Annotated in this window: 7 protein-coding genes and 1 pseudogene; all 8 read left to right on the top strand. The window is 69.3% G+C overall.

Annotation, left to right across the window (positions count from 1 at the left end):
• Positions 1-256: pseudogene (locus AX692_RS10820) on the top strand (CopG family transcriptional regulator); the annotation flags it as partial.
• Positions 253-1,074: an urea amidolyase associated protein UAAP1 gene (locus AX692_RS10815; RefSeq protein ID WP_073974488.1), complete on the top strand. Its 822-nt coding sequence runs from the start codon at positions 253-255 to the stop codon at positions 1,072-1,074. The pseudogene AX692_RS10820 and the gene AX692_RS10815, both read left to right, overlap by 4 nt.
• A gap of 23 nt (positions 1,075-1,097) precedes the next feature.
• Positions 1,098-1,736 carry an urea amidolyase associated protein UAAP2 gene (locus AX692_RS10810; protein ID WP_073974489.1) on the top strand — a complete coding sequence of 213 codons (639 nt, stop codon included), beginning with the start codon at positions 1,098-1,100 and terminating at the stop codon, positions 1,734-1,736.
• Entirely contained in the window at positions 1,733-4,759 is a 3,027-nt protein-coding gene (locus AX692_RS20535; protein ID WP_081095255.1) for a DUF6504 family protein, read from the top strand. The genes AX692_RS10810 and AX692_RS20535 overlap by 4 nt, the downstream gene beginning before the upstream one ends.
• Before the next feature lie 70 nt (positions 4,760-4,829).
• Entirely contained in the window at positions 4,830-5,162 is a 333-nt protein-coding gene (locus AX692_RS10800; protein WP_081095257.1) for a PilZ domain-containing protein, read from the top strand.
• 90 nt (positions 5,163-5,252) lie between these two features.
• Positions 5,253-6,491, top strand: a complete 1,239-nt coding sequence (locus AX692_RS10795; protein ID WP_073975514.1) for a putative DNA modification/repair radical SAM protein — start codon at positions 5,253-5,255, stop codon at positions 6,489-6,491.
• Entirely contained in the window at positions 6,491-7,939 is a 1,449-nt protein-coding gene (locus AX692_RS10790; RefSeq protein ID WP_073975513.1) for a UdgX family uracil-DNA binding protein, read from the top strand. The genes AX692_RS10795 and AX692_RS10790 overlap by 1 nt, the downstream gene beginning before the upstream one ends.
• Position 7,940: 1 nt before the next feature.
• Positions 7,941-11,429 (top strand): error-prone DNA polymerase, encoded by a 3,489-nt coding sequence (locus AX692_RS10785; protein ID WP_073975512.1) that lies wholly within the window; start codon positions 7,941-7,943, stop codon positions 11,427-11,429.
• Positions 11,430-11,434: the final 5 nt, after the last annotated feature.

Here is an 11,434-nt window from a genome sequence, read left to right as displayed (position 1 = left end):
GGCCCTGCACCAGCAGCTGGCGGAAACGCAGGTCGACTACCTCAAGGAGGTGATCTCCTCGCAGCACGTTTTTCTGGAAGAGGACCAGTCGCTCGAGGTGCTGCTGGTGCAGGGCCCGGCGGTGCGGCTCAAGCAGCTGTGCGACGCGCTGCGCGCGATCCGCGGCGTGCAGCAATTGCAGCTGGTCACCACCACCGCGCTGCTCCCGCCGCTCCACGAACAGGATGTTCCCCCCACCAAGGAGGCCGCTGAATGAGCGGAACCGCCGACCCCAAGGCTGCCCGCGAACACGCCCGCGCGCAAGGCGGCACGCGGGTCGAGACCATGCCGATCCTGCCCCCCGTGGCGGACGATCTGCCCGAGGGTGTTGCGGCTGACGACCTCGTCTGGGAAGAGACCGTCGCCCCCGGCGGCTACACCTCGCGCAGGCTGGCGCGCGGCACGCGGCTGCGGCTGATCGACAAGGCGGGCGATGCCTGCGCGAGCCTCAACATCTTCAACGCCGAGATGCCGACCGAGCGGCTGAACGTCGCCGACACGGTCAAGGTCCAGTGGAACGCCTATCTGGGCGCGGGCAAGCTGCTGCTCTCGGACATGGGCCGGGTGCTGATGAGCATCCTCGCGGACGGCGCAGAGACGCATGACACCTTCTGCGGCGTGTCAAATGCGGGCGGCAACCTCAGGAAATACGGGGAAGGCCGTAACTCCGGCGCTTATCCCAACGGTCGCGACCGGCTGATCCTCGGCGCGGCCAAGCACGGGCTGACGCGCCGCGATGTCCACCCGGCGGTGAGCCTGTTCAAGGGCACCCGGATCGAGGCCGACGGCGGTATTTCGCCCCTCGTCGGCCCGTTCGATGCCGGGCGCGAAGTGCTGCTGCGCGCCGAGATGGAGGTGATCGTGGTGATCGCCAACTGCCCCCACGTCCTCGACCCGCGCCCGGAATACCGCAGCACGCCGCTGCGCCTCACCGCATGGCGCGGGGCCGTTACCTCCAACGACGATCCCGTGCGCAATGCCACGCCAGAGGGCCTGCGCGCCTACCTCAACACCGAGGACTACTACCGCCGCTAACCCTTTCGATTGAAAGCAACAGCATGTCCAGCGACCCGGCCCGCTCCGGCCTCACCGGCTCCATCATCCACGACGAGATCGTGCCCGCGCGCGCGCCGTGGCTGCACCATGTGCGCAAGGGCGAGGTGCTGCGGATCGTCGATGTCGAGGGCAACCAGGCGGTCGATTTCCTGATCTATTCCGCCGCCGACGATGCCGAGCGCTACTCCGCGCAGGACACGGTCGCGGCGCAGGGCAACCTGTTCCTGCGCACCGGCACCGTGCTGCTCTCGAACGAGGGCAATGCGCTGATGACCATCGTCGACAGCGCGGTCGAGTATCACGACACGATCGGCGGGGCGTGCTCGTGTGAAAGCAACACCTTGCGCTACGGACATCACACGAGGCATCAACACGCCTGCGTCGACAATTTCCTCGAGGCAAACCTTCGCCAAGGGCGCGGCAAGCGCGACATCGTCTCCAACATCAACTTCTTCATGAACGTGCCCGTCGAGGATGACGGGACGCTCGGCATCGTCGACGGCATCTCCGCGCCCGGCCTCACGGTCGATCTCCGGGCGGAGATGGACGTGATCGTGGTCGTCTCCAACTGCCCGCAGATCAACAACCCCTGCAACGGCTTCAACCCCACGCCGGTGCGGATGATCGTGGCGGCGGGATGAGCTTCGACACCGTCCTCATCGCCAACCGGGGCGCGATCGCGACGCGGATCATCCGCACCGCGCGCGCCATGGGGCTGCGGACGGTGGCGGTCTATTCCGCGGCCGACGCAGGCTCGCTCCATGTCAGCGCGGCGGACGAGGCGGTGTGCATCGGGCCGGGCCCGGCGGCGCAGAGCTACCTCAACGTCGAGGCCATTCTCGCCGCCGCCAAGGCGACCGGGACAGGCGCGATCCACCCGGGCTATGGCTTCCTCGCCGAGAATGCGGAGTTCGCCGAAAGTTGCGCCGCCGCCGGGATCGCCTTCATCGGGCCGACGCCGGAAAACATCCGCACCTTCGGCCTCAAGCATTCCGCCCGCGCGTTGGCCGAGGCGCACGGGCTCCCGCTCGCCCCCGGCACGGGGCTCCTGACCGGCGCGGACGAGGCGGCGGCGGCGGCGGCGCGGATCGGCTATCCCGTCATCCTCAAGGCCACCGCAGGCGGCGGCGGCATCGGCATGCGCGTCTGCGAGAGCGAGGCGCAGGTGCGCGAGGGCTTCGCCGCCGTCGTCCGCCAGGGCGAGGCGAGCTTCGGCGATGCGGGTGTGTTCCTCGAACGCTACGTCCCGCGCGCGCGGCACCTCGAGGTACAGATCTTCGGCGATGGCAAGGGCCGCGTCATGGCCTTGGGCGAGCGCGACTGCTCGCTCCAGCGGCGCAACCAGAAGGTGGTGGAGGAGGCCCCCGCGCCGTGCCTCTCCGATACCAAGCGCGCCGAACTCATCGCCGCCGCCGTGCGCCTCGGCGAGGCGGCGGGATATCGCTCGGCGGGGACGGTCGAGTTCCTCTACGATGCGGCGCGCGAGGACTTCTTCTTCCTCGAGATGAACACCCGCCTCCAGGTCGAACACGGTGTCACCGAGGAGGTGACCGGGATCGATCTGGTGGAGTGGATGATCCGCGGCGCGGCGGGCGATTTCACGATGCTCGATGCGCCTGCGCCGGCAACGCGGGGGCACTCTGTGCAGGTGCGGCTCTACGCCGAAGACCCCGGACAGGACTACCGCCCGACCGTCGGCACGCTCACCAATGTCGCCTTCCCGCCGGACATCCGCGCCGAGACCTGGGTGATGGCGGGCAGCGAGGTCAGCGCCTTCTACGATCCGATGCTGGCGAAGCTCATCACGCGTGGCGAGACCCGCGAGGAGGCGATTGCCGCAATGCAGGCCGCGCTCTCAGCCTCGCGGGTTGACGGGATCGAGACCAACCTCAGATGGCTGCGAGAGGTGGTGCGGCACGAGGGCTTCACCAGCGGCAATGTCTCCACCCGGATGCTCGAGGGCGTCGCCTACCAGCGCCGCGCGATCCGCGTCATCGGCGGGGGGACGGCGACCTCGGTGCAGGACTGGCCGGGGCGGCTCGGGCTGTGGAACGTGGGCGTGCCCCCCAGCGGGCCGATGGACGACCTCTCCTTCCGCCTCGGCAACCGCATCCTCGGCAACCCCGAGGGCACGGCGGGGCTCGAAGTCACCGCCAGCGGGCCGACGCTGCTGTTCGAGGCCGACGCGACGATCTGCCTCACCGGCGCGGATTTCGGCGCGACGCTGGACGGCGTTCCCGCTCCGCGCGGCGAGGCGCTTGCGGTCAAGGCGGGCCAGACCCTCGCCATGGGCCGCGCGGGCGGCGGGGGCATGCGCGGCTATATCCTCGTCGCGGGCGGGCTCGACGTGGTGCCCTATCTCGGCAGCGCGAGCACTTTCACCCTCGGCCAGTTCGGCGGCCCCGCCGCACGCGCACTGGTGGCGGGGGATGTGCTGCACCTCAATCCTCCCCTTCAGGGGAGGGGGATCACCGAAGGTGGTGGAGGGGCGAGCGACCGCGATCCGAAAGCCAGCCTATCGGGGCAGCGCCGCTCGCCCCTCCACCCCGACCCTGCGGGTCGCGGTTCCCCTCCCCCGGTGGGGGAGGATATGCTGCGCTGGCTCGCCGATCTGCCGGTCGCCGCACTGCGGCTCGATGACGATGTGCTCACCGCGCTGCGCCGCCTCGGGATCAAGCGTCTCGGCGAACTGGCCGGGGTGAGCGGGGCGGGGGAGGAGGACCTCGCGCGCGAGGCCGCCGCGCGCGACGCGCTGCGCCGTCGCTTCCGCAATCGCCACTCGCCCGCCGCCAATCCGCTGCTGCGGCTCGACCAGCTGCTCGGGCGCGTGCCCGAACCGCTGCTGCCGGTCATCGCCCGGCCCATGCCGCTGGTCCAGCGCCGGTTGATGGAGCCGCTGCGCCACCGCACCCCGCTCGACACCGTGCTTGCCGATCTCGCCGCCGACATGGTCCGCGCGCTCGAGGCCCGCGGCGAGGGCGCGCGGCGGCTCGAACTGGCACTGTGGCGGGTCGATGGCGAGGTGCTGATGCGCCGCATCGAGCTTGCCGCCGCGACCCGTGAGGCGGCCCACATCACCCGGCTGTTTGCCGCGCGGCTCGACGATGTCGACGCCGGGTTCGGGATCGAGCTGGTGCAGCTGCGCGCCAGCTGGAGCGAGCCGCTCCACCTCGCGCAGGCCGATCTCGATGCCGCGGCCGAGGACCACGGCACGTCGCTGGCCGCCTGCATCGACCGGCTGAGCGTGCGCCTCGGCCCGCGCGCCGTCACCCGCCCGGTCGCCCGCGCCAGCCACATCCCCGAACGCGCGCAGGGCTGGCAGCCGCCGCTTGCCCCCGTCCCGCCGTCCCAGGCCGGGCTCGCCTTCCACACCCGCCCGCTCAAGCTGCTCGACCGGCCCGAGCCGATCGCGGTGCTCCATGCCGCGCCCGACGGCGTCCCCCAGCGCTTCCGCTGGCGCGGGGAGGTGCGCGAGGTGGCGCGCGCCGAGGGGCCCGAGCGGATCGCGCCCGAATGGTGGCGCGAGCGCTCGACCGTGCGCCTGCGCGACTATTACCGGATCGAGGACGCGGCCGGGCGGCGCTACTGGATCTATCGCGCGGGGCTGGCGGGCGACGGGCGCGGGGGGGTGCCCGAGTGGTTCCTGCAGGGTCTATGTGCCTGAGAGACAGGCGTTAATTCCGATTTACCGGCCTGCTTAGCATTCCTTTACCGCCATGTGCGACCATGCGCGCATGAACCTCGATTCGATCCCTCGTTCTTCCGAGCGCAAGCCGATGAGCCTGACGGTCAAGAGCCGCGTGCGCTCGCGGGTGGTGTTCGTCGATCTTGTCGATCTGTCCGAAGGCGGCTGCAAGATCCGCGCAAAGCCGGGCTTTGCCGAGGTGGGCGACCGGGTGACGATGAAGGTCAATGGCATCAACGCCCCGCTCGGGGTGATTGCCTGGGTCGAAGGGGGGATGGCCGGGGTCGCCTTCGAGGGTGCGATGCATCCTGCGGTGATCGATTTCCTGTGCGAAGGCGGTGCCCTGCGCAACGGCGGGCCGAGGCTGCGCCGACTCTACTGATCGCGGTCAGGCACCGCTTGCAAGCTTTGCATTTGGCAGGCGAGGCTTGGGAACATATATGGAACAAACGAAAGGTGTTCCCACGTTCCCATGGCCCAGCAATCCTTACGCCAACGTCTCGAAATCCTTGCCGATGCGGCAAAATATGATGCCTCATGCGCGTCCTCCGGCACGGCGAGGAAGAACTCGCTGGGCGGGAAAGGCGTGGGCTCGACCGAGGGGATGGGGATCTGCCACGCCTATGCCCCGGACGGGCGCTGCATCTCGCTCCTGAAGATCCTGCTGACCAACCACTGCATCTTCGATTGCCACTACTGCATCAACCGCAAGAGCGCGAACACCCCGCGCGCGCGCTTCACCCCGCAGGAGGTGGTCGACCTCACGCTCAATTTCTATCGCCGCAACTATATCGAGGGGCTGTTCCTGTCCTCGGGGATAGTGAAGAGCGCCAATCACACGATGGAGCAGCTGGTCGAGGTGGCGCGGATATTGCGCGAGGAGCACGACTTTCGCGGCTACATCCACCTGAAGACCATCCCCGAGGCGGATGCGGAGATCATCAATCTGGCGGGCCTTTATGCCGACCGCGTCTCGATCAATGTCGAACTGCCCACCGATGCCGGGCTGACCCGCCTCGCGCCCGACAAGAACGTTAGCCAGATCGAAGGCGCGATGGGGCGCACGAAGGCGCGGATCGTGGAGGCCAAGGACGAGCGCAAGCGGTTCCGCCACGCCCCGCGCTTTGCACCCGCAGGCCAGTCGACCCAGATGATCGTTGGCGCGGACGGTGCCAATGACGCGGCGATCATCGGCAAGGCGAGCCGGCTCTATGGCACCTTCGGCCTCAGGCGGGTCTATTACAGCGCCTTCTCGCCGATCCCCGATGCCTCCGCGGTGCTGCCGCTGAAGCGCCCGCCCTTGTTGCGCGAGCACCGGCTGTATCAGTCCGACTGGCTGATGCGGTTCTACGGCTTCGCGCCGCAGGAAGTCGCGGACGCGGCGGAAGCGGACGGCAACCTGCCGCTCGATATCGACCCCAAGCTCGCCTGGGCGCTGAAGTTCCGCGAGAGCTTCCCGGTCGATATCAACCGCGCGCCCAGGGAGATGCTCTTGCGGGTGCCGGGGCTGGGCACCAAGGCGGTCGCGCGCATCCTCGCCTCGCGGCGGCACCGGACGCTGCGATTGGACGATGTCGCGCGGCTGACCGCCTCGCTCGCCAAGGTGCGGCCCTTCATCTGCACGGTGGACTGGCGACCGACCCTGCTCACCGACCGCGCCGACCTGCGCGGGCTGCTGGTGCGCAGGTCCGAGCAGCTGGAGCTGTTCTGATGACAGCGATGCAGCATGTCAGCCTCGGCTCCCACTACGCCGTCCACCTGCCGGCTCCGGACGATTTCGCCTTCTGGCGCGAGCGGGCGCGGGGGCTGATCCAGTGCGACGTGCCGCCTGACCGCGTCTCGTGGATCGAGCCGGGCGGCACGGGCGATCTGTTCGCCAGCGAAGGCCCCGCGCGCGGCGAGAAACGCCTTCCCCCGCCGCCCGCCGATCCGCGTGCCGTGCGCGCCAGCCAGCGCTTCCTCACCATCGCCCGCAGCGCCGCGCTGCATTCCGATCCGGCGCGTTTCGGCCTGCTCTACCGGGTGCTGTGGCGCTTGCAGCGCAACCCCCGCCTGATGGAGGACAAGGCCGACCCCGAGGTGCGCCGGCTCGAGGAACTCGCCAAGGCGGTGCGCCGCGACGCGCACAAGATGCACGCCTTCGTCCGTTTCCGCGAAGTGGCCGAGGAGGACGGCACCCCGCATTTCGTCGCCTGGTTCGAGCCCGATCACCACATCGTCCGCGCCGAGGCGGGCTTCTTCATGCGCCGCTTCGCCAACATGCACTGGTCGATCCTCACGCCGCGCGGCTCTATCCACTGGGACGGCGAGACCATGCGCGAAGGCCCCCCCGCACGGCGCGAGGATGCGCCCGGGGGTGACCCGGTCGAAGAGCTGTGGCGCTCCTACTATGCCTCGATCTTCAATCCCGCGCGGCTGAAGGTGGGGGCGATGCTGTCGGAGATGCCGAAGAAATACTGGAAGAACCTGCCCGAGGCCGAGCTGATCCCGCAGCTCATCGCAGGGGCACAGGCAAGGGAGGCGCGGATGGTCGCATCGGGCAGCCTCGACATGGGCGAGAAGCCCGCCACGCTGGAAGCCATCGACACGGCGATCCACGCCTGTCGCAATTGCCCGATCGGCGAACTCGACAACCGCGCGGTGATGGGGGAGGGGCCGCTGGAAGCGCCGCTGATGATCGTGGGCGAGCAGCCGGGGGATCAGGAGGACCAGGCCGGGCGACCCTTCGTCGGGCCTGCCGGGCAGTTGCTCGACGACTACCTGACCCGCGCCGGAATCGACCGCAGCGCGGCCTACGTCACCAACGCGGTCAAGCACTTCAAGTTCGCCTGGAAGGGCAAGCACCGCCTGCATCAGTCGCCGGGCGCGAAGGAGATCGACACCTGCCGCTGGTGGCTCGATGCCGAGCGCGCGCTGGTGCAGCCACGCCTGGTGCTGGCGCTGGGGGCGAGTGCCGCAAGAGGCCTGCTCGGCCGCACGGTCAGCGCCACCCGCGAGCGTGGGCGGGCGATCCGCCTCGATGACGGGGCGGAGCTGTGGGTGACGGTCCACCCCTCCTACCTGCTGCGCCTCAATGGCGCGGCGCGCGAGGAGCAGGCGGTGTTGTTCGCGGCCGATCTGGCGCGCGTGCGGGTGCGGCTCGCGGAGCTGACGGGCTGACATGCCCGACGCCCCGCTCACTCCCGACAAGCGCACGCTCGATATCGACCCGGCCGACATCGCGCCGCCCGAGCGTGCGCCTTTCGTCGAGCTGGGCCTCGTCAGCTGCTTCAGCTTCCTGCGCGGGGCATCCGATGCGGTCGATCTGGTGCTGGCGGCCCACGCGCTCGGCTATGACGCGCTGGGAATCGCCGACGTCAATTCCATGGCCGGGGTGGTGCGCATCCACACCGAGGCCAAGACGCTCAAGATCCGCCCCGTGATCGGGTGCCGGATCGAGACCGTCGAGGGCCTCGCCTTCCTCGCCTACCCCGAGGACCGCGCCGCCTATGGGCGCCTGTGCCGGTTGATCAGCGCGGGGCGGATGCAGACGCTCGCCGGGGAGTGGCAGGACAAGGGCGTGTGCGAGATCGATCTTGCGATGCTGGCGGCGCATTCGGAGGGCGTGCAGCTGATCCTGCTACCGCCGGATGATCTGGAGGCGGAACTCACGATCGCGGTGCCGAGCAATGTTGTCCCCTTCCGCCGTCCCGGACTTGATCCGGGACCGCTTGCGACAAGCGATCCCGGCCTGCGCCGGGATGACGTGAGGGAGCTGCCCTTCGCAGACATCCTCCCCCACCTCGTCCGCCAACTCCCCACCCTGCGCCACCTCGCCGCCGCCTACCTCTACCGCGGGGACGACATCGCCCGGATCGAGCGCTTGGACAGCCTCGCCCGCGCGAACGGCCTCGGCCTCCTCGCCACCAACGACGTCCATTACCACGCGCCCGAACGCCGCGCGCTTCAGGACGTGATGACCGCGATCCGGCACAAGACCACCGTTGCGGCGGCCGGGCACCTGCTCCACCCCAATGCCGAGCGGCACCTCAAATCCCCTGCACAGATGCAGCGCCTCTTCGCCCGCTGGCCCCACGCGATTGCCGCCGCGCGCGAAGTGGCCGACCGCTGCCGCTTCAGCCTCGATGAATTGCGCTACGAATACCCCGAGGAAATCTACCCCGACGGCCAGACCCCGCAGGCCTTTCTGGAGAGCGAGGTCCGGGCGGGGGCAGGGCGGCGCTACCCCTCGGGCGTGCCCGAAAGCGTGCGCCAGACGCTCGAACGCGAGCTCGCGCTGATCGCGAAGCTCGATCTTGCGCGCTACTTCCTCACCATCAAGGATATCGTCGATTTCGCGCGCGGCCAGGAGCCGCCGATCCTGTGCCAGGGGCGGGGGTCAGCCGCGAACTCGGCGGTGTGTTACGTCCTCGGCATCACCTCGGTCGATCCGGCCAAGCACCAGCTGCTGTTCGACCGCTTCATCTCCGAGGAGCGCAAGGAGCCGCCCGACATCGATGTCGATTTCGAGCATGAGCGGCGCGAGGAGGTGATCCAGTACATCTACCGCAAATATGGCCGCCACCGCGCCGGGCTCTGCGCCACCGTGATCCACTACCGCCCGCGCATGGCGATCCGCGAGGTGGGCAAGGCGATGGGGCTGTCGGAGGATGTCACCAGCGCCTTGGCGCGCACCGTGTGGGGCGGGTGGGGGCGCGAGATCAACGAGAAGCACGCCGCGGAGACCGGCCTCGACGTGACCGATCCGCACCTGCGCCGGGTTCTGAAGCTCACCGAGCAGATGATCGGCATGCCGCGCCATCTGGGTCAGCATGTCGGCGGCTTCATCCTTACCGAGGGCGCGCTGACCGAGACCGTGCCGATCGGCAACGGCGCCATGCCCGACCGCTCCTTCATCGAGTGGGACAAGGACGACATCGACGCGCTCGGCATCCTCAAGGTCGACGTGCTGGCATTGGGGATGCTGACCTGCATCCGCAAGTGCCTCGATCTGCTGAGCGCGCATCACGGCCGCCCGCTCACGCTGGCGAGCGTGCCGCGCGAGGATCCCGAGACTTACGCGATGCTGCGCAAGGGCGATTCGCTCGGGGTGTTTCAGGTCGAAAGCCGGGCGCAGATGAACATGCTGCCCCGCCTGCGCCCGCGCGAGTTCTATGATCTCGTGATCCAGGTCGCGATCGTGCGCCCCGGGCCGATCCAGGGCGACATGGTGCACCCCTACCTGAAGCGCCGCCGCGGCGCCGAGAGCGTGCAGATCCCCGCGCCTTCGCCCGAGCACGGGCCGCCCGACGAGCTCACCAGCATCCTCGGGCGCACCCTCGGCGTGCCGATCTTCCAGGAACAGGCGATGAAGATCGCGCTCGATGCGGCGAAGTTCTCCAGCCTCGAGGCGAACCGGCTGAGGAAGGCGATGGCGACCTTCCGCAGCCGCGGGATGGTAGACGAGCTCCAGGACATGATGGTCGAACGCATGGTCGCGCGCGGCTACGACCGCGACTTCGCGCAGCGCTGCTTCAACCAGATCAGGGGCTTCGGCGAATACGGCTTCCCGGAGAGCCACGCGGCGAGTTTCGCGCAGCTGGTCTATGTGTCGAGCTGGCTCAAGTGCCACTACCCGGCGGCCTTCGCGGCGGCGCTGCTCAACTCTCAGCCGATGGGCTTCTACGCGCCTGCGCAGATCGTGCGCGACGCCCGCGAGCACGGGGTGGCGGTGCTGCCGGTGGATGTGAACCACTCCACGTGGGACTGCACGCTGGAAGGCGAGGGTGAGCCGCTGGCCCTGCGCCTCGGCCTCAGGCAGATCGACGGACTTCCCGAACACGTCGCAGCCGCGCTGGTGAGCGCTCGCGAGGCGGGGGGGCCGTTCCGCGACATTGCCGATCTGCGCGTGCGGGCTGGCCTCTCGCCTTCTCATATCGAGCGGCTTGCCAGTGCTGACGCTTTCACCTCGCTGGGCCTCACCCGCAGGCAGGCCTTGTGGGATGCCCGCAGCCTCATCGCCGCGCCCGATCTCCCGCTGTTCCGCGCCGCCGGGGTGCGTGACGAAGGGGCGGAGCGCGCCACCATCCGCCTGCCGGCCATGCCGCTCTCGGAGGAAGTGGTGGCCGATTACCAGACCACCCGCCTCAGCCTGAAGGCGCATCCCATGGCCTTCCTGCGCGCCGACCTCGCCGCGCGCGGCTTCGTGCGCGCGGCCGATCTGCGCTCGCGCAAATTCCGCTCCATGGCGCAGGTCGCCGGTGTGGTGCTGATCCGCCAGCGCCCCGGCAGCGCCAAGGGGGTGACCTTCATCACGCTGGAGGACGAGACCGGCGTCATCAACCTCGTCGTCTGGCCCGACCTCAAGGAAAAGCAGCGCAAGGTGGTGATGGGCGCGCGGCTGATGGAGGTGCGCGGCCGGGTCGAGTATGATGACGAGGTGATCCATGTGATTGCGCACGCCATGACCGATGCGACACACCGGCTGCATATGCTCTCAGACGACCTGCTGTCCGCGCCGCTCGCCCGCGCGGACGAGGTCAACAAGCCGATGCCAGACCGAGGGGGGCCGCGCCCGCGCGACATGATCGACGAGCTGGCACCGCAGCCCAACGTCACCGGCCACCCGCGTGATCACAGGATTCTGCCCAAGTCGCGGGATTTCCACTAGGATCG

The sequence above is a fragment of the Erythrobacter donghaensis genome (assembly GCF_001557325.1).
Classification (GTDB): Bacteria; Pseudomonadota; Alphaproteobacteria; order Sphingomonadales; family Sphingomonadaceae; genus Erythrobacter; species Erythrobacter donghaensis_B.
Note: the sequence above shows the minus strand (reverse complement) of the source record. Positions and strands in the feature narration are given on the sequence as shown.

What these genes read in the sequence shown, in the direction of transcription:
- AX692_RS10815 (WP_073974488.1), top strand. Translation starts at nt 253, where the DNA reads ATGAGCGGAACCGCCGACCCCAAGGCTGCCCGCGAACACGCCCGCGCG.
- AX692_RS10790 (WP_073975513.1), top strand. Translation starts at nt 6,491, where the DNA reads ATGACAGCGATGCAGCATGTCAGCCTCGGCTCCCACTACGCCGTCCAC.
- AX692_RS10800 (WP_081095257.1), top strand. Translation starts at nt 4,830, where the DNA reads ATGAACCTCGATTCGATCCCTCGTTCTTCCGAGCGCAAGCCGATGAGC.
- AX692_RS20535 (WP_081095255.1), top strand. Translation starts at nt 1,733, where the DNA reads ATGAGCTTCGACACCGTCCTCATCGCCAACCGGGGCGCGATCGCGACG.
- AX692_RS10785 (WP_073975512.1), top strand. Translation starts at nt 7,941, where the DNA reads ATGCCCGACGCCCCGCTCACTCCCGACAAGCGCACGCTCGATATCGAC.
- AX692_RS10795 (WP_073975514.1), top strand. Translation starts at nt 5,253, where the DNA reads ATGGCCCAGCAATCCTTACGCCAACGTCTCGAAATCCTTGCCGATGCG.
- AX692_RS10810 (WP_073974489.1), top strand. Translation starts at nt 1,098, where the DNA reads ATGTCCAGCGACCCGGCCCGCTCCGGCCTCACCGGCTCCATCATCCAC.